Annotated in this window: 21 protein-coding genes; 10 read left to right on the top strand and 11 right to left on the bottom strand. The window is 77.6% G+C overall.

The annotated features are described in order from the left end of the window. Nucleotides 1-59 precede the first annotated feature (59 nt). On the bottom strand, nucleotides 60-377 hold the full coding sequence (locus tag ACOQFB_RS05720; RefSeq protein ID WP_059437879.1) for a hypothetical protein: 318 nt from the start codon (nucleotides 375-377) through the stop codon (nucleotides 60-62). A gap of 162 nt (nucleotides 378-539) precedes the next feature. After that, nucleotides 540-1,739 (bottom strand): 3-phosphoglycerate dehydrogenase family protein, encoded by a 1,200-nt coding sequence (locus tag ACOQFB_RS05725; RefSeq protein ID WP_059437880.1) that lies wholly within the window; start codon nucleotides 1,737-1,739, stop codon nucleotides 540-542. A gap of 171 nt (nucleotides 1,740-1,910) precedes the next feature. Here ACOQFB_RS05725 and ACOQFB_RS05730 point away from each other — a divergent pair, with 171 nt between their 5' ends. The 3 genes from ACOQFB_RS05730 to ACOQFB_RS05740 all read left to right on the top strand — a co-directional run bounded on the left by ACOQFB_RS05730 (nucleotide 1,911) and on the right by ACOQFB_RS05740 (nucleotide 4,071). After that, nucleotides 1,911-2,582 carry a hypothetical protein gene (locus ACOQFB_RS05730; protein ID WP_059437881.1) on the top strand — a complete coding sequence of 224 codons (672 nt, stop codon included), beginning with the start codon at nucleotides 1,911-1,913 and terminating at the stop codon, nucleotides 2,580-2,582. 224 nt (nucleotides 2,583-2,806) lie between these two features. Next, nucleotides 2,807-3,649 (top strand): MFS transporter, encoded by an 843-nt coding sequence (locus ACOQFB_RS05735; RefSeq protein ID WP_494492494.1) that lies wholly within the window; start codon nucleotides 2,807-2,809, stop codon nucleotides 3,647-3,649. Further along, nucleotides 3,592-4,071, top strand: a complete 480-nt coding sequence (locus ACOQFB_RS05740) for an MFS transporter (RefSeq protein ID WP_494492495.1) — start codon at nucleotides 3,592-3,594, stop codon at nucleotides 4,069-4,071. Before ACOQFB_RS05735 ends, ACOQFB_RS05740 begins: the two co-directional genes overlap by 58 nt. Nucleotides 4,072-4,102: 31 nt before the next feature. Here ACOQFB_RS05740 and ACOQFB_RS05745 read toward each other — a convergent pair whose 3' ends face one another. Next, on the bottom strand, nucleotides 4,103-4,246 hold the full coding sequence (locus tag ACOQFB_RS05745) for a hypothetical protein (RefSeq protein WP_012527042.1): 144 nt from the start codon (nucleotides 4,244-4,246) through the stop codon (nucleotides 4,103-4,105). Nucleotides 4,247-4,391: 145 nt separating this feature from the next. Here ACOQFB_RS05745 and ACOQFB_RS05750 point away from each other — a divergent pair, with 145 nt between their 5' ends. Then, nucleotides 4,392-4,868: a hypothetical protein gene (locus ACOQFB_RS05750; protein WP_421608925.1), complete on the top strand. Its 477-nt coding sequence runs from the start codon at nucleotides 4,392-4,394 to the stop codon at nucleotides 4,866-4,868. 141 nt (nucleotides 4,869-5,009) lie between these two features. Beyond that, on the top strand, nucleotides 5,010-7,280 hold the full coding sequence (locus ACOQFB_RS05755; protein WP_421608926.1) for a hybrid sensor histidine kinase/response regulator: 2,271 nt from the start codon (nucleotides 5,010-5,012) through the stop codon (nucleotides 7,278-7,280). Here the strand turns inward: ACOQFB_RS05755 and ACOQFB_RS05760 are convergent. The 4 genes from ACOQFB_RS05760 to ACOQFB_RS05775 form a co-directional block, all read right to left on the bottom strand. Next, nucleotides 7,277-8,737: a DEAD/DEAH box helicase gene (locus ACOQFB_RS05760; RefSeq protein ID WP_082100321.1), complete on the bottom strand. Its 1,461-nt coding sequence runs from the start codon at nucleotides 8,735-8,737 to the stop codon at nucleotides 7,277-7,279. The two genes, ACOQFB_RS05755 and ACOQFB_RS05760, sit on opposite strands and share 4 nt — an antisense overlap. 31 nt (nucleotides 8,738-8,768) lie before the next feature. After that, the gene (aroG, locus tag ACOQFB_RS05765; protein ID WP_059439199.1) at nucleotides 8,769-9,863 is read right to left on the bottom strand and encodes a 3-deoxy-7-phosphoheptulonate synthase AroG; all 1,095 of its coding nucleotides are present in this window, start codon (nucleotides 9,861-9,863) and stop codon (nucleotides 8,769-8,771) included. A gap of 126 nt (nucleotides 9,864-9,989) precedes the next feature. Then, nucleotides 9,990-10,631: a hypothetical protein gene (locus ACOQFB_RS05770; RefSeq protein ID WP_421608927.1), complete on the bottom strand. Its 642-nt coding sequence runs from the start codon at nucleotides 10,629-10,631 to the stop codon at nucleotides 9,990-9,992. 82 nt (nucleotides 10,632-10,713) lie between these two features. After that, nucleotides 10,714-11,790, bottom strand: a complete 1,077-nt coding sequence (locus tag ACOQFB_RS05775) for an acyl-CoA thioesterase (protein ID WP_059439201.1) — start codon at nucleotides 11,788-11,790, stop codon at nucleotides 10,714-10,716. 109 nt (nucleotides 11,791-11,899) lie between these two features. On the opposite strand from ACOQFB_RS05775, the gene ACOQFB_RS05780 reads away from it, so the two are divergent. Next, nucleotides 11,900-13,033 (top strand): DNA topoisomerase IB, encoded by a 1,134-nt coding sequence (locus ACOQFB_RS05780; RefSeq protein WP_059439202.1) that lies wholly within the window; start codon nucleotides 11,900-11,902, stop codon nucleotides 13,031-13,033. Nucleotides 13,034-13,045: 12 nt separating this feature from the next. On the opposite strand, the gene ACOQFB_RS05785 is transcribed toward ACOQFB_RS05780, so the two are convergent. Beyond that, entirely contained in the window at nucleotides 13,046-13,948 is a 903-nt protein-coding gene (locus tag ACOQFB_RS05785) for a glycoside hydrolase family 16 protein (RefSeq protein ID WP_059439203.1), read from the bottom strand. After that, nucleotides 13,936-14,712 carry a hypothetical protein gene (locus tag ACOQFB_RS05790; protein ID WP_421608928.1) on the bottom strand — a complete coding sequence of 259 codons (777 nt, stop codon included), beginning with the start codon at nucleotides 14,710-14,712 and terminating at the stop codon, nucleotides 13,936-13,938. Before ACOQFB_RS05790 ends, ACOQFB_RS05785 begins: the two co-directional genes overlap by 13 nt. Nucleotides 14,713-14,998: 286 nt before the next feature. Here ACOQFB_RS05790 and ACOQFB_RS05795 point away from each other — a divergent pair, with 286 nt between their 5' ends. After that, nucleotides 14,999-15,622, top strand: a complete 624-nt coding sequence (locus ACOQFB_RS05795) for a hypothetical protein (protein ID WP_421608929.1) — start codon at nucleotides 14,999-15,001, stop codon at nucleotides 15,620-15,622. 12 nt (nucleotides 15,623-15,634) lie between these two features. On the opposite strand, the gene ACOQFB_RS05800 is transcribed toward ACOQFB_RS05795, so the two are convergent. After that, on the bottom strand, nucleotides 15,635-15,952 hold the full coding sequence (locus tag ACOQFB_RS05800; RefSeq protein ID WP_421608930.1) for a hypothetical protein: 318 nt from the start codon (nucleotides 15,950-15,952) through the stop codon (nucleotides 15,635-15,637). A gap of 353 nt (nucleotides 15,953-16,305) precedes the next feature. Between ACOQFB_RS05800 and ACOQFB_RS05805 the strand changes: the two genes are divergently transcribed. The 3 genes from ACOQFB_RS05805 to ACOQFB_RS05815 all read left to right on the top strand — a co-directional run bounded on the left by ACOQFB_RS05805 (nucleotide 16,306) and on the right by ACOQFB_RS05815 (nucleotide 19,227). Next, entirely contained in the window at nucleotides 16,306-17,373 is a 1,068-nt protein-coding gene (locus tag ACOQFB_RS05805) for a hypothetical protein (RefSeq protein ID WP_494492496.1), read from the top strand. 123 nt (nucleotides 17,374-17,496) lie between these two features. Next, nucleotides 17,497-18,045: an SRPBCC family protein gene (locus ACOQFB_RS05810; protein WP_059437523.1), complete on the top strand. Its 549-nt coding sequence runs from the start codon at nucleotides 17,497-17,499 to the stop codon at nucleotides 18,043-18,045. A 327-nt stretch (nucleotides 18,046-18,372) separates the two neighbouring features. Beyond that, complete coding sequence (locus tag ACOQFB_RS05815; RefSeq protein ID WP_421610015.1) at nucleotides 18,373-19,227, top strand: hypothetical protein; 855 nt, start codon at nucleotides 18,373-18,375, stop codon at nucleotides 19,225-19,227. A 152-nt stretch (nucleotides 19,228-19,379) separates the two neighbouring features. On the opposite strand, the gene ACOQFB_RS05820 is transcribed toward ACOQFB_RS05815, so the two are convergent. After that, complete coding sequence (locus ACOQFB_RS05820; RefSeq protein WP_421610014.1) at nucleotides 19,380-20,516, bottom strand: hypothetical protein; 1,137 nt, start codon at nucleotides 20,514-20,516, stop codon at nucleotides 19,380-19,382. Nucleotides 20,517-20,529: the final 13 nt, after the last annotated feature.

Consider the following 20,529-nt stretch of genomic DNA (forward strand, 5'->3'; position numbering starts at 1 on the left):
TGCCGGCGCCGCGCGCCCGTGCGCGGCCGGCGTTCCCCGGTCCCCGCCCGCCCTCCCGCTCAGCCGGCGCGCGAGCCGGCCAGGTCGGCGCGGCCCGGGATCACGGACAGCGCGAACACGAGCGCCGCCACCAGCCCGTTGTTGAGGCGGGCCAGGCCGGACAGGTCCGGCATGAGCAGCGCCGCGGCCCCGAGCACCAGGGCCACCACCGCCATGGCCAGCCGCAGCCTGGGCAGGCCGCGCGAGGCGAAGGCGAGCACCGCGATGGCGAGCGCCGCGACGCAGGTGAGGAAGATCGACGGGCCGCTGTGGGAGAGCGCGAAGGCGGTGACGAGCAGCCAGGCGGCGAAGAACAGGTTCCAGCCGATGAAGCGCATGTGGCCTCCTCCCGTCCGGCACGGCGCGGCGCGGGCCGCGTCCGGACCCGCTCCGCGGCGCGCCGGGACCCCTCCAGCGTCCCGGAGGCGCGCGCGCGCGTCAACCCGCCGCCGCGGGGATCCCGCCGTGGAGGGGGGCGCCTCGCGCGACGGCCGGCCGCGTCACAGGTCGAAGCAGCCGACGAACAGGATCTCGTCGGCCCGGGCGCGGATCCGGTCCACCACGGCCTCGGGCGGCCGCTCGTCGAGGTCGATGGCGCAGCTCGCCGCCACCGCCTCGTCGAACACGGTGTTCCGGATCTCCTGGGCGTTGATGCCCGCCTCGCGGATGAGCGCCATCACGTTCGCGATCACCCCGACGCGGTCCACGTGCCGCACCACCAGCCGCGCGCGCGCCGGCGTCTTCCGCGCCACGTTCACGCAGTTCGGCACCTGGCCGCTGCGCACGAACGCCTCCACGATCCGCACCGTCTCGCGCGCGATGGCGTCCTGAGCCTGGGCGGTGGACGCGCCGATGTGGTGCGTGCCGTAGACCCCGGGCAGCTTCGCGAGCGGGCTGTCGAACTCGGCCTGGCCCTTCTCCGGCTCGCCGGCGAAGACGTCGGTGCCCACCCGCAGGCGGCCCGCCGCGGCCAGCTCGAGCAGCGCGTCCTGGTCCACCAGCTCGGCGCGGGCGGTGTTCACGAGCAGCGCGCCGGGGCGGAGCGCCTCCAGCACCTCGCGCGAGATCACGCCCCGCGTCTCGCGCGAGAGCGGGAGGTGCAGCGAGAGCGCGTCGCTGGCCCGCGCCAGCGCCAGGAGGTCCGGCGCGCGCTCCACCCCGAGCGCCCGCGCCCGCGCGTCGTCGAGCGAGCGCGACCAGGCCACCACCCGCATCCCGAGGGCGCGGGCCCGGCTCGCCACCTCGCGCCCGATGGCGCCGACGCCCGCCACCCCGAGCGTGCGGCCGAACAGCCCCTCCGCCTCGGAGAAGCGCTTCTTGTCCCACCGGCCGGCGCGCAGCGCGGCCACGTTGTCCGGGATGCGCCGGTCGAGCGCGACGAGCAGGCCGATGGCGAGCTCGGCCACGGCGATGGAGTTCTGGCCGGGGCAGTTGGTGACGTACACGCCGCGCCGGGAGGCGGCCGCCACGTCGATGGTGTTCACCCCCGCGCCGGCGCGGACCACCAGCGACAGCCCCGGCGCGCGCTCGAAGACCTCGGCGCTCACCTGCTTCGACCGCACCACCAGGATGGACGCGCCGGCGGCGGCGGCGGGCAGGTCCTTCGCCGGCAGGTCGGCGCGCACCTCGACCTCGAGCCCGAGCGCGGCGAGGTCCTGCAGGCGGTCGGCGGGGAAGGCATCGGCGACGAGGATCTTCACGGGTGGCCTCCGGTTCCGGGCGCGGGCGCGCGCCCCTGCGTGCGCGCCTCATTACCGCGGCGGCGCCCCGGCGCGAGCGCGCCTGCCGGGGCGTGCCCCGGAAGCCGCCGGGCGCCCGGCCGGACCGCGGCCCGTTGTGCCCCGGCCCGCCCCCCGGCTACCCTGCGCCGCATGCTCCGCCCCGCCGCCCCCGCCGCCGCCGTCCTGCTCGCGCTGCTCGGAATGCTGGGCCCCGGGGCCGCGCACGCCGAGGCCACCGGCGGCTGCCACTGCTTCCGCGACCGCACCTTCGAGCCGGAGCGCCCCGCCGCCGCCGACCCGTACATCCTCGCCACGGCCCGCAGCTCGCTCCTCTCGGCCGCGTACGGGCCGCCCAAGCGCGAGCTGGTCGCCGCGGTGATGGGCGGGCGCCCGGCCGAGGACCTGTGGATCGCGCACGGCGCCGCCGCCCGCACCGGCGCCGACGCCGCCGACCTGCTGGCGCTGCGCGATCGGTCCGGCGGCTGGAAGGCCGCGCTGGCCGGCAAGCCGGCCCTGGGCAAGGACCTGGAGGCGGCGCTCGCGCGCGGCGCCTCGGACGCGGAGCTGGCCGGCGTGATCGTGGACGCGACGCTGGTGAAGCGCCTGGGCGCGGATCCGGCGCGCCTCCGCGAGGCGCGGGCCGCGGGCGCCGGGAGCGAGGAGCTGATCGTGCTCACGCTGCTGTCGGCGCGGACCGGCCGGCCGGAGCTGGCGCGGCTGGTCCAGGTGAAGGCCGGGAAGGCGACCTGGGGGGGCGTGCTGCACGAGGCCGGCATCGCCCCGAAGGACCTCGACGCCCTGGTGCGGCAGTCCGTCCGCTGATCGCCCGGCGTTCGGGGGAGCGCGCTGGATCCGCGTCAGGCGGCGCCGCGGCATGCGGTCGCAGGAGGCGCCCGCGCGCGGCCGCGCGCGTGACATCGCGATCGAGATGATGCTCATATCGCGCTCAATCGAGGATCAATCTCGCGGTCAATCGGGGTCAGCGGGCCGCCCCGGCCGCGCCGTCCACCACGCCGGCGCGGCCATGGCCCGCCGGAGGCCGGACCATGCACCGACGCGGCTGGGTGGTCACGCTGGCTGGCATGGGGCTGAACCTCGCGCTGGGCATCCTGTACGCCTGGAGCGTGTTCTCGAAGCAGCTGGTCGAGCCGGTCGCGCGCGGCGGGTACGGCTGGACCAAGACGCAGGCCACGCTCCCGTACACGATCGCCATCGCCTGCTTCGCCCTGATGATGGTGCCGGCCGGCCGGCTGCAGGATCGCCTCGGGCCGCGGCTCGTGGCGAGCGCGGGCGGCATCCTCACCGGCATCGGCCTCATCGTGGCGAGCTTCGCGACGCCGGGCGCGCTCGCCCCGGCGCTGGTCGGGTTCGGCCTGCTCGCCGGCACCGGCTTCGGGCTCGGCTACGCGGCCGCGACCCCGGCCGCGGTGAAGTGGTTCCCGCCGGAGAAGAAGGGGCTCATCACCGGCCTGGTGGTGGCAGGGTTCGGCATCGCGCCGGTGTACATCGCGCCGCTCTCGAAGCACCTGCTCGCCACCTACGGCGTCAGCAACGCGTTCCGGATCCTGGGCGTCGCCTTCCTGGTGACCGCGACCGCGTTCTCGCAGCTCATCCGCAACCCGCCCCCGGGCTACGTGAAGCCGAGGGCGGCCGCGGCCGGGCCGGCGGCGCCGGCGCACGCGGACGTGGGCTGGCGCGACGCCATCCGCACGCCGATGTTCTGGACCCTCTACGCGCAGTACGCCTGCGCCGCCACCGCCGGCCTGATGATCATCGGCCACATGGCCAAGATCGTGGCGGTCCAGTCCGGGAACGCCATCCAGGCGGGCTGGTGTTCGTGGCGCTGCTCGCCAGCTTCAACGCCGGCGGCCGCGTCGTGGCCGGGGTGATCTCGGACTACATCGGCCGCGCGGTCACCATCGCGCTGGTGTGCGTGGTGCAGGCGCTCGCCATGTTCTTCTTCGCCGACCTCAACACCATCGGCGGGTTCGTGGTCGGCTCGGCGGCGGTGGGCTTCAGCTACGGCGCCTGCCTGGCGCTCTTCCCGGCCACCGCGGCGGACTGCTGGGGCACGAAGAACATGGGCGTGAACTACGGCCTGCTGTTCACCGCGTGGGGCGTGGGCGGGGTGATCGGGCCGACGCTGGCCGGCCGGATCGCCGACTCGACCGGCTCGTACGCCGGCGCGTACCACGTGGCCGGCCTGCTGCTGACGTTCGCGTTCGTGCTGGCGATGTTCAGCTACATCCAGGTGTCGGTGAACCTGCCCGGCCGCGAGCTGACCATCCGCCTCGGCAAGCGCGCCGCCTGACCGCGCGGGAGGCGAGGCGCGGCCGCGGGGCTCAACGCTCCCGCTCGCCGCGCTCGTCCTTCCGGCGCAGCCACCCCCAGCCCCACTTCTCGCTCCACAGCCCGGGGCCGGTGGCGAGCACGCCCAGCGCCGCCAGCAGGAGCGCGCCGACGATGGCCTTCGGGTCGATCTCCATCACGCCTCCGGGGGAAGTTCGGGTGCCAACGATAACGGGGCGGCCGCCGCGCCGCACGGGTACCCTCCGGGCGTCGAATTCGGGTTTCGCGAAGGGCGGCGCGGGAGTAGATTCCGCCCCCGCACCCGAAGGAGAAATCCGCACGATGTCCAGCTCGCCCGTACGCACCCACGCCGTCCTCGCCGTCCTCGTCGCCCTGGCCGCCTGCTCCCGCGGCTCCGCCGGCGGCTCCCTCGAAGCCAAGCTGCCCGTCTCGCCCGGCGCCCCCTGGGACGACGCCCGCGGCCAGCTCGAGAAGCTCGATCCCAACGCCCGCCTGATGGAGGGCCTGGGCGGCCGCACCGCCATCGCGCACACCCAGCTCGAGATCGCCGGCTACCGCTTCCAGGAGCTGTCGATCGCCGGCGCGGTGGCGCGCCCCAGCGTGCGCACCGTCACGCTGACGGCGCCGCCGCCCGAGGCGGGCTGCGACCGCGCGCGCGACGACCTCCTGAAGGCGCTCGGCTCCGACTGGACCGCGGGCGACCTGCGCCTCGGCGCCGTCACCGCGACCAAGGGCACGACGCGCTCCGCCCGGATCGTCTGCACCGGGTCCGAGCTGTCCGTGTCCATCGTCGGCTGAGCCGACCGCCTCCGGCGCGCCGCTCGCGGCCGACCGCTCGCCCCGGCCGTGTCGCGGGCGCGGCCGCGTGCGGTGACATGACGCTGGGTGAAGCCCCGCCTGAGCGTTGGAGCGTGCCGCACCGCGTCCTATCCGTCTCGGGTGCGGTCCCTTCGCCTCCGAGCGCGCCTGCGCCGCCCCGCCCGGGCGATCCCGTTCCGGTGGCGCCTCGTCGGCCTCACCGCGGGCGCGCTGCTGCCGGTCGCGCTGTTCGCGGCCGCGATGCTGAGCCGGCTGGCGGCGGGCGAGCGCGAGGCGAACCGGCAGCGCCTGGTGGCCGACGCGCGCACGCTCGCCGAGGGGGTGGACCGCGAGACCATCGCCACGTTCCGGGCGCTGCAGGCGCTGGGGGGATCGGGGCGGCTGGAGCGCGGCGACCTGGACGGCTTCCGGGAGGACGCGGTGCGCGTGCTGCGCACCCAGCCCACCTGGCACGCGGTGCTCCTGGCACGTCCGGACGGACACCGCCTGCTCGACACGCGGCGATCGCCGGCCCCGCCCGCGGCGCCCCCGCGCGACCCGCGCAGCCTGGAGGAGGCGGTCCGGACCGGCGAGCCGGTGCTGGGCGACGTCTTCGCCAGCCCGGACGGCGAGCTGCTCGTGGCGGCGCGGCTCCCGCTGCTGCACCAGGGGCGGGTGCGCTACGTGCTGAGCGCGCTCGTGCCCGCCGACGCGCTGCGCGACCTGGTGCGGGTGCCCGGCAACGGCGAGAACCCCTGGATCCGCACGCTGGTCGATCGGTCCGGCACGGTGGTGGCGCGGAGCCGCGCGCCGGAGCGCTTCGTGGGCCAGCGCGCGACGCCGCGGTTCCTCGCGGCCGTCCGGGACCGCGGCGAGGGCGTGTACCCGGACATGCCGCTGGACGGCGGGCGCTCCTACGTGGCGTTCGTCCACTCGTCCCACGCCGGGTGGACCGCCGCGGTGGTGGCGCCCGTCGAGATGCTGGACGGGGCGACCCGCCGGTCGGTGCTGACCATCGCGGCGCTGGGCGTCGCGGTGGTGCTCCTGAGCGCGGGCGGCGCGTTCCTGGCCTCCGGCCGCTTCACCCGCGCCATCGCCTCGGCGGCCGCGTCCGCGGAGGCGCTCGCCCGCGGCGACCGCCCGCGGGTGGAGGCCGCCGGCATCGTGGAGGTGGCGCGGCTGGGCGAGGCGCTCGAGCGCTCCGCCGATCTGCTCGCCGCGCGCGAGCGGGAGCGCGACCAGCACCTCGCGGTCGCCGAGGCCGCCCGCGCCGAGGCCGAGGCGGCCAGCCGCACCAAGGACGAGTTCCTGGCCATGCTCGGCCACGAGCTGCGCAACCCGCTGTCGCCCATCGTGACCGCGCTGGAGCTGCAGGACCTGGGCGGGCGGGGCGGCACGCGGGAGCACGCGGTCATCCGCCGGCAGGTGGATCACCTGGTGCGGCTGGTGGACGACCTGCTCGACGTCGCGCGGATCACCCGGGGCAAGGTGGAGCTGCAGCCGGAGCGCGTCGAGGTCCGGTCGTTCGTCGCGCGGGCGGTGGAGATGGCGACCCCGCTCGTGGAGGAGCGCTCGCACCGGCTCACGGTGGACGTGCCGGAGGGGCTCGCGGTGGTCGGGGATCCGCACCGCCTCGCGCAGGTGGTCGCGAACCTGCTCACCAACGCCGCCCGGTACACGCCGCCGCGCGGCCGCATCGAGGTCCGGGCGGCGCTGCGCGGCGGCCGGGTGGAGCTGCGGGTCCGGGACGACGGGCGCGGGATCGCGCCCGAGCTCCTCTCGCGCATCTTCGAGCCGTTCGTCCAGGCGCCGCAGGGGCAGGACCGCCGCCAGGGCGGGCTCGGCATCGGCCTCGCGCTGGTGCGGAGCCTGGTCGGGCTGCACGGGGGCCGGGTGGAGGCGCGCAGCGACGGGCCGGGCAGGGGGAGCACGTTCGTGGTGGAGCTGCCCGCCGCGCCCCGCGCCCCCGCCGCCCCGGCGCCGGCGCCGCGCCACGCCGCCCCCGGCGGCGCGCCCCTGCGCATCCTGGTGGTGGACGACAACGAGGACGCGGCCGAGCTGCTCGCCGACGTGCTCGCGCACGCCGGGCACGAGGTGCGGGTGGCCGCCGACGGCGGGCGCGGGCTCGAGCTGGCGGTGCGCCTCCGGCCCGACGTCGCCATCCTCGACATCGGGCTCCCGGTGCTCGACGGCTACGAGCTGGCCGTCCAGCTCCGGCGCCGCCTGGGCGACGCGGCCCCGGTGGTGATCGGGGTCAGCGGCTACGGGCAGCCGAACGACCGCGAGCGCAGCGCCGCCGCCGGGTTCCGGCACCACTTCGTCAAGCCGGCCGACCTGGAGGCGCTGCTCGCCGCCGTGGCGGCGGTCGGGCGGGATCGCGGCCGCGCGCCGGTGGCGCAGGAGCGGACCTAGCGGCGCCGCTTCGGTCCCCACGAGCCGACGCGGCGGGGCTTCGACCCGGCGCCGGCCGCGGGGGGCGCGCTCCGTCGCGAGGCGGACGCGGCGGGTTGCGCGCGCGGTGCCCGCTCGCCCGACGTCGCGGCGCGCTCGGCGCCCTGGCCGCCCGTCAGCCGATCGCGGTGCGCGGCGGCGCGGCGGCGGTTGCGGTTCATGCCCGCCGGGCGGGCGCCGGGGCCCGGGTTCGCCTGGGCCGCGTCCGCCCGCTGGAGCTCCGCCTGGAACGTGGCGTGCTCGCGCGGCACCTCGGCGCGCGGGATGGGGGCGCGGGTGAGCCGCTCGATGTCGCGGAGGAGGTCGAGCTCCTCCGGCGAGGCGAAGGCGGAGGCGCGGCCGCTCGCGGCCATGCGCGCGGTGCGCCCGACCCGGTGCACGTAGTCCTCCGGCACATGGGGCAGGTCGAAGTTCACCACGTGGCCGATCTCCGCCACGTCGATGCCGCGCGCCGCGATGTCGGTGGCGACGAGCACGCGGTACTGGCCGTCGCGGAAGCCCTCCAGCGCCATCCGGCGCTGCGCCTGCGAGCGGTCCGCGTGGATGCGTGCCACCTTGTGCCCGGCCCGCTGCAGCGCCTTCGCCACCTTGTCGGCGCGGCGCTTGGTGCGGGTGAACACGAGCGTGGACAGGTCGTCGTCCTCCAGCAGCGCCAGCAGGAGCGGCAGCTTCTCCCGCTGCTCCGGCAGGAACACCCGCTGCTCGGCCCGCTCGGCGAGCGTGCCGCTCCGCGCCACCTCCACCCGCACCGGGTCGCGCAGGTGCGCGCGCGCGAAGTCGGCCACCTCGCCGGCCATGGTCGCCGAGAACAGCAGCGTCTGGCGGACCTTGGGGACGCGGGCGAGGATGCGCTTCAGCTGGGGCGCGAAGCCCATGTCCAGCATGCGGTCGGCCTCGTCGAGCACCAGCACCTCCAGGCCGTCCAGGCGTGCGGTGCCCTGCTGCAGGTGGTCCACGAGGCGCCCGGGCGTGGCCACGATCACCTCGTGATCGCGCAGCGCCGCGCTCTGCGCGCCCATGCCCACGCCGCCGATCACGAGCGCGCCGCGGACGTGGCGCCCGCGGCCGAACCGCTCCAGCTCGCCGGCGATCTGGACCGCCAGCTCGCGCGTCGGGGCGAGCACCAGCGCGCGCGGCCCGGGCTTGCCGTGCGCGGAGGCCGGCCGGTCCTTCGACGGCGCCCCGGACAGCCGCTCGACGATGGGGAGGAGGAAGGCGGCGGTCTTGCCGGTCCCGGTGGCGGCGGCGCCGATGACGTCGCGGCCCTCCAGCGCGGGCGGGATGGCCTGCGCCTGGATGGGCGTGGGGTGCTCGAAGCCGGCGCGCTCCAGCGCGTGGAGCGTCTTCTCGGAGAGGTTCAGGTCTGCAAAGGTCGGGCTCAAGCGCGGCACCATAGCCGTTCGGCGGCCGCCGCGCATGGAGGATCGCGCGCCTCCGCCGCGCGGGGGATCAGGCGGGGGCGGCCTCGGAGCCGCCGTTGAAGCCGGCCTCCTTCACCCGCCGATCGCGCACGGCCGCCGCGAGGCCGTCCAGCACGCGGACCGTGTCCTCCCAGCCCAGGCAGCCGTCCGTGACGCTCTGCCCGTAGTTGAGCGGCTTCCCCACCTTGAGGTCCTGCCGCCCGGCCACGAGGTGGCTCTCGATCATGACGCCGACGATGCGGACCTCCCCGCCGGCCACCTGCGCCGCCACGTCCGCGCAGACCGGGACCTGGTTCTCCGGCTTCTTCTGGCTGTTCGCGTGGCTCGCGTCGATCATGAGCCGCTGCGCCAGCCCGGCCTTGCCGATCTCCTGGCAGGCGGCGTCCACGCTGGCGGCGTCGTAGTTCGGGGTGCGCCCGCCGCGCAGGATGATGTGGCAGTCCTCGTTCCCGTTGGTCGAGACGATGGCGGAGTGGCCGCCCTTCGTCACCGACAGGAAGTGGTGCGGCTGCTGCGCCGCCTTGATGGCGTCGATGGCGATGGCGACGTTGCCGTCGGTGCCGTTCTTGAAGCCCACCGGGCAGGACAGGCCCGAGGCGAGCTCGCGGTGCACCTGGCTCTCGGTGGTGCGCGCGCCGATCGCGCCCCAGGACACGAGGTCGGCGATGTACTGCGGCGTGATCATGTCGAGGTACTCGCAGCCGGCCGGCACGCCGATCTCGGCCACGTCCAGCAGGAGCTCGCGCGCGACGCGCAGGCCGCGGTTGATGTCGTAGGTCTTGTCGAGGCCCGGGTCGTTGATGAGCCCCTTCCAGCCCACCGTGGTGCGCGGCTTCTCGAAGTACACGCGCATCACGAGCTCGAGGTCCTCGGCGTGGCGCGCGCGCTCGTCCAGGAGCCGCGCCGCGTACTCCTTCGCCGCCCTGGTGTCGTGGATCGAGCAGGGCCCGACCACCACCACCAGGCGGTCGTCCATCCCGTGGAGGATGCGGTGGATCGCCTGGCGGGCGCCGTGGACGACGGCGGACGCCTTCTCGGTGCACGGAAACTCGCGGATCAGGTGCGACGGCGGGGCGAGCTCCTTGATCCCGCGGATGCGGAGGTCGTCCGTTCTGTAGGGCATGCGTTCCTCGGTGGCCGGAACGCACATCCTACCGCAGCCCGGGCGGGGGTGCCGCCCGGGCTGCGGAGGGGCCGCCGCGCGGTCGGCGCGCAGCCCCGCAGCGCGGCGAAGCCGCGCCCGCGGGCGCTAGAAATCGATCCCGACGCGGCCGGTGGCGCCGAACGTCACGCCGCCGAGCTCGTACTCGGCGCTCGTGTCCGGGCCCCCCTCGGACGGGCGGACGGTCACCGGGACGTTCTTGCTCGTCACGTCCCACCGCGCGAAGCCCCAGACGCCGATGAGGAAGCCGAGGCCGCCGCCCAGCTCGGCCCGGTAGGCGATGCCGGGGCGCAGGCCCACGTAGGCGAGCCACTCGGCGTTCGAGCCCCGGGTGATCACCGCGGGGTCCTTCAGGAAGTCGCCGTAGCGGCGGCCGCCCGCCTCGCCGAGCGCCTCGAGGCGGATCGCGCCGAGATCGAACCCGAGGCCGGCGAGCCCGCCGACCGCGGTGATGCTCGGTCCGTCCTTCTTCCAGGTCCGGTCCGCCACCGCGCCGAGCTCGAGGAAGCCGAGCTTGAGCGTGGCGAGCCCGCCGACGATCTGGGCGGAGTTCTTGAGGCGCGCGGTGTCGGACAGCGCGGCGTCGAGGCCGTGCTTCAGGCTGGTGGCGTCGGCGCGCTCGATGCCGTAGTGGAGCTCGAGCGAGAAGAACGCCCGGGCGGGCGCGGGGGCGGCGAGCAGGACGGCGGTTGCCAGGACGGATGCGAAGGCTGCGAGGGCTCGGTGCATGTAGGTTCCTCCCGGACGGACGGTGCGCCCCGGCCGGCGGGCGCGCCACCCCCCGTCCAGCCCGGGGCCGGGCGGCGCCCGGTCAGTCCCGCTGCGCGCCCGTCAGGTAGGAGAGCAGCCAGCCCTTCGCGCTGCGCTCCTCCAGCCCGCGCAGGTCGCGGCGCGCGGCCAGGTAGCGCGCGTCCTCGGCGTAGTCGGAGGGGTGCAGCGTGGGCACCGGCACCGGCCGCAGGTCGCGGTCGATGTTCACGAACGTGAAGCGGCACGAGTTGGAGAGCGCGCGGGCGCTGCGGTCCCGGCTGATCCGCTCGATGCCGGTCTCGATGCAGACCATGGCGCCGTCGGTGTAGACCACGCGGCTGGTGAGGTGGAGCTTGTCGCCGATCTGCACCGGGTGGAAGAAGTTCACCCGGTTCACCGCGGCCATGACCGGGCGGTCGAGCGCCACGCGCTCGGCGCAGATGGACGCCAGCTCGTAGGCGCGGCGCATGATGTAGCCGCCGAAGATCACCGCCGAGAGGTTCTCCTGCTCGGGGTAGGTGCGCTCCCAGGTCTCGGTGACCACGTCGCGCGCCCGGACGCCGGCGAAGCCGGGCTCCTCCTGCTCGCGGTGCAGCGCGGACAGCAGCAGGAACTCGTCGCGCGAGGGCGGCTCCACCAGGCTGTCCTGCTCGCGCCGGTAGGCGGCCCGGCGCGCCGCGGCGCGGGCGGCCCGCACCCGCTCCACGTCGTCGCCCAGCTCCAGCGGCGGGACCGCGACGCTGCGGGCGCCCGGCCCGTCGCCGTCGCGCGCCACCATGGTGAAGTAGCAGGAGGCGAGGTGGGCCTGGTCCGGCGCGGACTCCACCCGGATGCCGACCTCCATCGAGGTCCGGCCGACGTGGTTGATGCGCGCCAGGCACCGGACGTCGCGCGTCACGTCGGCCACGCGCCGGACCACGATCTCGTCGAGCGCGGCGGTCACCACCCGCGCCTCGGGCTGGAAGCGCTGCGCGTACGCCATGGCGGTGTCGGCGGCGAGCCGGTCGAGCACCTCCAGCAGCACGCCGAACCGGAAGTTCCCGGGGATGGGGTCCTTCAGCACCATGAAGCGGCGCCGCAGCGCGGCGTCGGTGGAGAGGGGGAGGACGTGCTCGCAGGTGGTGTCGGTGGGGCGCATGGGGCTCCGGCCCGGGCACGGCGCCCGGCTCGGATGCGGATACCGCAGGGCGCCCGGAGCGTCCAGCGCCCGGTGCCGCGGGGGCCGGCGGTGCGCATCACTGGAGGGGATGCGCGCCATCGAGAGGCTCCAGGCGGTCGGCCTCCGCCGCGCCGGCACGCCGCGGGCCGGCTTCCGCTGGGTCCGCCCGGACGGCCGCCCGGCGGCCGCGGCGGACGCCGAGCGCGCGCGGCGGCTGGCGCTGCCGCCGGCGTGGACGGACGTGCGGGTCAGCCCGGTGGCCGGCGCGAAGCTGCAGGCGATCGGCCGGGACCGCGCCGGGCGCTGGCAGTACCGCTATCACCCCGAGTTCATGCGCCGCCGCTCCGGCGCCAAGTACCGCCGGCTGCTCCGCTTCGCCGCGGCGCTCCCGCGGATCCGGGCGCGCGTGACCCGCGACCTGCGCCGCCGGGACCTGGGGCGGGCGCGCGTGCTCGCGGCCATGGTGCGGATCCTCGCCACCTGCCCGATGCGGCCGGGCAGCGAGGCCTACGCGCGCGAGCACGGGAGCTACGGGCTCACCACGGTCCGGCCGCGGCACGTGCGCGTCCTGGGCGACCGGGTGGTGTTCGACTTCCGCGGCAAGTCCGGCCGGCGGCAGGTGCGCGAGCTGGAGGACGCGCCGGTGGCGCGGCTGGTGCGCGCGCTGCTCCGGGTGCCGGGCCGCGACGTGTTCAAGTTCGAGGAGGACGGCGAGGTGGTGGACGTGCGGCGCCGCCACCTGAACGCCTACCTGCGCGAGGCGGCCGGCGCGCCGTTCACCGCCAAGGACTTCCGGACGTGGGCCGGCACGGTGCTCTGCGCGAGCGAGCTCGCCGTGCGCGAGCGGGAGATCGTCCCGGGCCGGACCAGCCGCCGGCAGCTCGAGGTGGCGGCGGTGAAGGCGGTGGCGGGCCGGCTCGGCAACACGCCGGCGGTGGCGCGCGCCTCGTACGTGAGCCCGGCGGTGCTGCACGCCTTCGGCCAGGGGAGGGTGATCGGCTGCTGCTACGCGCCGGAGGAGCTCGGGGTGGCCGTGACCCGCGGGCTGCACCGGGTGGAGGCGGCGCTGGTCCGCCTCCTGCGCGAGGAGGCGCCTGCCCCGAGGGCCGCGGCGCGGCGGGCGGACCGCGGCGGGGGCGCGCCCCTCACCCGCGCGGCCCGCCGGCCCGGGTTCGCGCCGCGCGATCGGCCCCGCGCGGCGGCGCGTGCTCCGGCGCCGTGAGGCGGCGGCGCGTCACGGCGCCGGCTGCCAGGCGCGCACCCAGTCCACCTCCATGAAGTCCTCGCTCGCCGCGGCGGGGCCGTAGCCGCCGGACGGGATCGTCCCGGCCCAGCTCCGGTCCTTCACCTCGCAGGTGAGGTAGATGGGCTGGGACCGGTGCGACACCGCCGCCGAGGTGCTCCAGAGCGGCTGCTGGTCCACGTAGAACGTGTAGCCCGCGGGCGTCCACAGGACCGAGAACGTCCGCCAGGCGCCCCACACCGGCCCGCCGTCGGGCGGCGGCTGCGTCCGGTGGGCCTTCTTCCAGTCCGCGCCGAACCCGTCCCAGTTGATGCCCGACATCACCAGGTCGCGCACGTTCCAGCCGCCCCCGTCCACCACGCGGTGCTCCACCACGTCGATCTCCACGCCGGCGGCGCCGGGATCGCCGATGGGCTGGCCGTAGGTCTCCGGGTACAGCCAGAACGCGCACCAGGTGCCGGGCACCTCGTGGAAGCGGATGCGCGCCTCGACGTAGCCGTAGGTCAGCTCGAACAGGCCGACCGTCTCGAGATAGCCGGTGTGGTGCACGCCGGCCTCGTCGGTGAACGTCGTGATCCGCAGCAGGCCGTCCTGCACCGTCGCGGAGGCCGGGTCGTTGAGCGCGTCGCGGCGGCGCCGGGCCTCGACCACCCAGCGGGCCGGGTCCACCGCCGTCCCGTCGAACTCGTCGCGCCACACGAGCGCGTAGCCGGGGAGCGGCGGCGACGGCGCCACGCCGGCGGGCGGCGGCGGGGCGGGGATGGGCGCGTCCGGCGGCGTCCACCCGGGCACGGGCGCGGACGGCGTGGCCGGCGGCTCGCCCGGCGAGAGCAGCCCGCACCCGCACACCGCCGCGAGCGCGGCGGCGATCGCCGGCCGGATCAGCGCGTCCACAGCGCCCCCGCCATGAGCGCCCCGCGCCCCTGCCGATCCTTCACGCCCGGCGTGCGCAGCCGGTCCAGCGCCAGCTCGTCCCGGTAGGTGACGAACAGCGCGCCCGTCCGCCCGCTCCAGCGGCCCACCGACCAGCCGAGCCGCCACGCGGGCGCCGGCGCCGCGTCGCGGGCGCGCTCCAGCACGCCGGGCACCGTCCGGCCGAAGCCCCCCATCACGTACCAGCTCCCCCACAGCGTGAGCGCCGCGCGCGCGCCGGCGTACGGCCCGCCCTCGAACGGCACGGTCGCGTACACGGCGGGTGCCAGGCAGAGCGGGCCCAGGCACCCCGCCGGCAGCTTGTACCCGGCGCTCGCCTCCGCGTGACGCAGCGTGAACCGCTCGCCGGGGCGCACCGGCCCCCAGTCGTGCACGTGCAGGAAGGCGCTGCCGGGGCGGGCGGACTCGAGGCCGGCGCCCCACAGCAGGCGCACGCCGCCGTCCTGGGACCACGGCGTCAGCTCCCCGCCGGCCCGGAGGAACACGGCGCGCCAGGGCGCGAGCGTGAGCACCGCGCCGGTGGACTGGCCGTCGCGGCCCCGGTAGCCCATGAACGCGGCGCCGGCCACCCGCGCGCCGCCCTCGGGGAGCGGCGCGACCACCGGGCCGCCGAACGCGCCGGTGACGGCCCCGGCCGCCCCGCCGTCGTCCGCGCCGGCGCGCGCCGCGCTCCACCCGAGCGCCCCCGCCGCCGCGAGGCCGAGCGCCATCCGCCCTGCGTGCACCCCCGGCCTCCCCTCCGGGCGCGCCTCCTCGCGCGCCCGCCCTCCGAAGCTTCGTCCCGGCGGACGCCGGCGGCACCTCCCCGACGGCGAGCCGGGGTACCTCCCGGCGGCGAGCCGGGGGAACGGGGAGAGGGCCGCCGGGCGCCCGCTGCGCAGCCGGCCGGCCGGGCGCCGCCGGGGGGCGGGGGCGGGCGCTCGCGCGAGCAGGTGGCGCGCCGCCGGTGGCGGCCCCAACGTCCAGGCGGGCGCCGCGCGCGCGGACGCCGGCCACCGGAGCACCGCCGCCATGATCGCAGCCCTCGCCGCCCTGCTGGTCGCCGCCCAGCCGGCGCCGCCGGCGGCCGTGCCCGCGCCGCCTGCGGACGCGGGGCCGTCCGGGCGAACCGCGCCCGCGGGCCTGGTGCTCGAGCTGCACAGCGACTTCGGGCTGCGCCGGTTCATCGCGCTCGAGTACACGACCGGCCGGCGCTTCGGCCTGGCGCTGAACGACGGGATCTCCGCCGCGGCCGGCGCGAGCCTGCTCCGCCTCGCCGGCGGCCGGCTCTCCACGCGCGTGACGGCCGGCTTCAAGCTGCAGCTCGTCCGCGCCTCGAACGGCTCGGCCACGTTCACCGCGTTCCCGGTGGAGCTGGCCGAGAGCCTGGAGCTCGGCCCGCTCCGGCTGGGCGCGGGCGCGTCGGTGCTGCTCGCGCCCAGGCTGCGCGGCCGCGGCTTCCTGGAGGGCGCCCGGATCGACTTCGGTCCCGCGCCGGGCGCGGTGCTGGACGCCGAGTGGCTGGTCTCGCGCCGCTCGCGGACCGGCATCGGCCTGCGCGCGAGCTGGCACCGCTACGACGGCGGCGGCGTGCGCCGGGGCGCGCCGGCCGTCGGCCTGGTGGTGCGGTCCGAGCTGGGGACGGGCGGGCGCTGAGCGCGGCCGCGCTCAGCCGGCGCGCTGCACGGTCTTCCAGGGCGCGGCGTGGCCGTTCTCGTCCACGCGCACCCGCTCGTGCCCCGGCCCGCGCCAGACGCTGCCCGCGATGACGCGCGGCGGGACCCAGGGGTAGCGCTGGCGGCTCTCCTCGGAGACGAACACCACCGGCGAGACCGGCGGCGCGTCCGGGATGGCCGCCGGCGTGCCCTCGTCGGTGAGCGGGATGTGCGGGTGCGGGGACCGGGGGCCGTGCGCCATGCGGCGGCCGCCGCCGCCCTTGCGGCGGCGCCGGCCGTTGGCGCGGTTGTCGTGGCGGGAAGGTTCCAACGGTGCTCCTGTCTCGGAGTCGCCGGCGCCGTCGTGGGCGCGGCTGCTCGGAAGATGCGTCCGGTGCTGGCCGGCGCTCGCGCCGGGGGCCGCGGCTGCCGCGCCGCGGATCGGGTCCAGGATCGCTTGCAGGCGATCGGCCGCTCCGCGGACCTCGCGCGCGGCCTCGGGCCCGGGGCGCCCGCGCGAGGCGGTCTACCCTGGGCGGAGGCATCAATAGCGGCGGAGCGCGGCCCGGTCAAGCCGCGGCGCGCCCCGCGCGCGTCGCGCCGGCGGGGGCTGTGGTCGCCCGACGCACGGTGGATCCGCAACGTTCCTGGCGGCCCGCCGGAGCGCGGGAGGGGGAGGGGGCGATGAGGAACGTGATCCTGGTGCTCGGGGCGCTCGCATCCGCGTGCACCACCACGCGGGTGCTGCAACGCGACGGGTGCTTCGTCCGGCGCACCGAGCGCGCGGGCAGCGCGAGGGAGGAGATCGGGCCCTGCGCGCGCCCGCCGCCGCAGTGGTCGTCGGACCGCGCCACGCGGCTCGCGCAGGAGTGCATGGCGTCGGAGGAGAGCCGCTGGATGAGCCGCGCGGTGGTCGCGTGGGGGCGCGGCGAGCCGCTGCCGGCGCGGGCCACCGAGGCCGAGCTGATGCGCTCGTGCGTGCTCGAGCCGGCGCGGCTGGCCGACCAGAGCGAGGCCGCGAAGGCGCGCGCCGAGGCCGAGCGCGACCGGGCCAGGCTGGAGCGCGAGGCGTCGGAGGCGGCGCTGCGCGGCGAGTCGGCCGCGCTGAAGGCGCGCCTCGACACCCAGGGCGAGGCGCTGCGGGAGCGGCTCGCCGAGCTCGCCGCCGACCGCGACGCGCTCCGGGCGCAGGCGGACGACGACCGCAAGCACATCAACGGCTCCGCCGACCGGCTCGCGACGTTCCTGGGCGACACGGCCACGCGCTCGGCCGAGTCGCTGGGCCAGGCGGCGCGGAGCGCGTCGGAGTCGCTCGGCGAGGCCGCGCGCAAGCCGGCCGCCCCGGCGCTCGCGTTCGCGGCGTCCACGAGCGACAGCGACGGCCGGGCTGGGAGCGAGCACCGGTCGAGCCGCGACGAGGCCGCCCCGCAGGCGCTCGCCCCCGCCGCGCTCCTCGGCCTCGGCGCACCCGCCTGCGCGGCCCCGCTCGCCGCCTGCACCGCCCCGGCCGTCCCCGCGGCGTCGGCCGCCCCGCCTCGGCGCGCCGCGCGGACGCCCGCGCGCCTGCCGCGCAAGCCGGCGCGGGCGGCGCGGGCCGCGGAGGGCGCGTGCGAGACGTGCGCGCCCCCTGCGGACGCGGCCCGCCCGCGCCCGGGCCCCGGCGCGCCGGGCGGCACCGTGGAGGCGGAGGCCGCCGCGTCGCCGGCCGCGCCGGCGGCGCCCGCGGGTCCCCGGCCGGCCGCCGCGCGCTGACCGGTCGCGCCCGCCCGGTGCGCGGTTCGGCCGCGCACCGGCGGGCCCCCGGGGCCTCCGGGCTCCGCTATCCTCCGGCAGGCGCGAGCGCGGCGGCCGACGCCCGCGCCGCCGGGGGAGCCGATGGCGCTCCGGATCGACGAGCGGTACGAGGTCGCGGCGCCGGTCGACGCCGCCTGGGACCTCCTCGTGGACCCGCGCCGGGTGGTGACCTGCGTGCCGGGCGGCGCGCTCGACGCGGTGGTGGACGCGCGCACCTACGACGGGCACCTGCGGGTGCGCCTCGCCGGGATCACGTTCGCGTACCGCGGACGCGTCCGCCTCGCGGAGGTGGACGTCCCGGGGCGGCGCGTGCGCATCGTGGGCGACGCGCGCGCGCGGGCCGGCGACGGCACGGCGCGCCTGTCGCTGGAGAGCTGGCTGGTGCCGCGCCCGGGCGGTCGCACGGAGGTGGTGGCGGAGGCCACGGTCAACGTGGGCGGCGCGCTGGTGGCGCTGGGGCGCGGCTTCCTCGAGGCGCTCGGGCACGAGGTGTTCCGGCTGTTCGCCGCGCGGGTCCGGGCCGCGCTGGAGGGGGCGGCACCGCCCGCGGACGAGCCGCTGCGGGCGCTCCCGCTGCTGGCCGGCGCGGCGCGCGCGTGGCTCTCCGGCGGCGGCCGCGCCCGGGGCTGACCGGCGCGCCGGATCAGGGCGCGCGCGGCGGTGCGGTCGCCGCGGCCGGGAACGCAGCTCCCCGCCGCGCTGGACGCCGCGCTGCTGCCGGGCCGGCGACATCCGGTCGCGCCGCTCCGGCCGACCGCCGAGGCGGCAGGGGAATGCCGCCCCAGCGCCCTCGAAATCCGCGGGCGTGGCGCGCCCGCGAGCCCTCGCCCGCCCGACCCCCAAGGCCGCGCTCCAAGGGAGCGCGCCCGTCCGCCAGCGCGTCTCCTAGGCTCGTCGCGCGCCCCGGGAACGGCGCCGCTGGGGCCGACCTGCGGTGCGCGGATCGGAGGAAGGCGCATGAGGACGGCACTCAGGATCGTGGTCGCCCTGGCGATGGTGCTCGGCGCACGGCAGGCGCTCGCCTGCCACCTGGACGGGAAGGTGGTCTGCTACGGGACCGAGGCGCCGGTGGAGGGCGTTCGCATCGTGGTGGGCGGGGTGGGCGAGGCGGTGACCGACGGGAGCGGCGGGTACCTCGTGTACCTGCCTGGCTACGGCACGTACACCGCCAGCATCGACCTGTCGGGCCTCCCGGGCAGCTGGGAGGTGATCAGCCCCGGGACCTCGGCGACGTTCACGGGCGAGTTCGTGACGCAGGACTGGGTGATCGACGGGCCGGCGTGCCACCGGGCGGCGTGCTGGCTCACCGGCGGCGGCGCCAAGTTCAGCACGCTGACCGGGACCACGATGGCCGAGCACGGGCCGCAGGTGAGCTTCGGCGGCAACGTGAACCCGTCGTGCAGCCCGATCCCGGGCGACGGCGGGCAGTGGAACCACGTGGATCACGGCAACAAGCTGTTCTTCCACGGTGAGTCCATCGTGGTGGACGACTGCGGGCCGATCTTCGAAGGCGGCTCCGAGTCGCCGGACACGCCGTACAACTACATCGAGTTCCACGGAACGGGCACCATCAAGGGCCTCCCGGGCAGCAAGTTCGGCACCAAGACCGACGTGTGCTTCACCGGGCGCGCCGAGGACCGCAACGAGCCGGGCAGCAGCGGGCAGCGCGACGGTGCGTACAAGGACCGCTACTTCATCAGCATCACCAACTGCGCGGGGCTCGAGTACCTGTCGCTGGAGGACGAGGGGGGTGGGCCGATCACGATCACCGACGGCAACCTCCAGATCCACGTGAGCAGCTGCACGCAGTGAGCGGTTCGCCGGGCGGCGCCCCGGTCCTCGGCGGCGCCGCTCGCACCCTCCCACGCCAGCGACGCGGCTTCCTGGAGGCGCTCGGGCTCGAGGTGTCCCGGCTGTTCGCCGCGCGGGTCCGGGCCGCGCCCGGGGCCGACCGGCGCGCCGGATCAGGGCGCGCGCGGCGGTGCGGCCGCCGCGGCCGGGAACGCCGCGGCCAGCGCCAGCAGCTCCCGCCGGGAGGCGCAGCGCAGCCGCGCGCGCGCGCTCGCGAGGTGGAGCGAGACGGTCGCGCGGGTCACCGCCTGGAGCGCGCCGACCTGCGGCGCGCCGAGGCCGTCCAGCGTGGCCCGCAGCACCGCTCCCTCGACCGCGTGCAGCGCGGCCGGGTCGCCGGGCTCGTCGCAGCGGCGCGCCAGGACGTGGCCGGCGCCGCCCTCGCGCCAGTGATCGACGAGCGCGTACTCACCGTGCAGCAGGGCGCCCCATCGCCGCCGGGCGCCGGCCGGCTCCTCCCGGACGATGGCCCCGGCGTCCCGGAGCGCCGCGATCGCGGCCGGCGCGATGCTGCGGCGCGCCCGCGGCCCCGCGCCGCCCCACGCCGCCTGCGGAGGGAGCCACCCCCGCAGCCGCCGGGCGGTGCCGAGGTGCCGGGCCACGGCGCGGAGCAGCCCCACGGTGCGCGACGGCGGGCGGACCCCCGCGTCGAGGCGCAGCCCGAGCGCGAGCGCGAGGCCGTCCAGCTCGCCGGCCGAGAGGATCAGCGCGTCGGGCGTCCCGTGCCGCAGCAGCGCCTCCAGGGCGCGGCGCTCCACGGCCGGCGGCAGCAGCGCGCGCAGGCGCCGCGAGAGCAGCTCCACCGGCGGCCGGGGCTGCGACAGCGCCCGGTAGCACTCGACCCCGACCACCTGCAGCAGCTCGGCGGCGGCCAGGTCGGGGCGCGACGGCGCCCCGCCGGGCACGAGGATCCCGGCGCCGCGACCCGCGGCGAGCCCGTCGAGGCGCGCGAACCAGCGCCCGTCGCCGGGCACCATGGGGACGAGCGCGTCCAGCACGTCGCGCAGCCACGCCTCCGTGCTCGCGGCCGGCGCGTAGCACGCGTGGATGGCCCGGAGGCCGCGGAAGCGCGCTCCCTCGGGGCAGGCCGCCGCGCCCCCGGCGGCGGGCGGCGCGGTGAACAGCACCAGCTCGTCCGGGCCGAGGTGGATCACGCCGGCGCGCGCCGGCGGCGGGACGAGCGCGAGCCCGGGCGGGGGCGGGGACGGGGAGGAGGGCTGGACGCGAAGGAGGTGGGCTCGGGGGGACATGGGCGCTCCGGGG

The organism is Anaeromyxobacter sp. Red801 (assembly GCF_049201065.2).
Lineage (GTDB): Bacteria > Myxococcota > Myxococcia > Myxococcales > Anaeromyxobacteraceae > Anaeromyxobacter.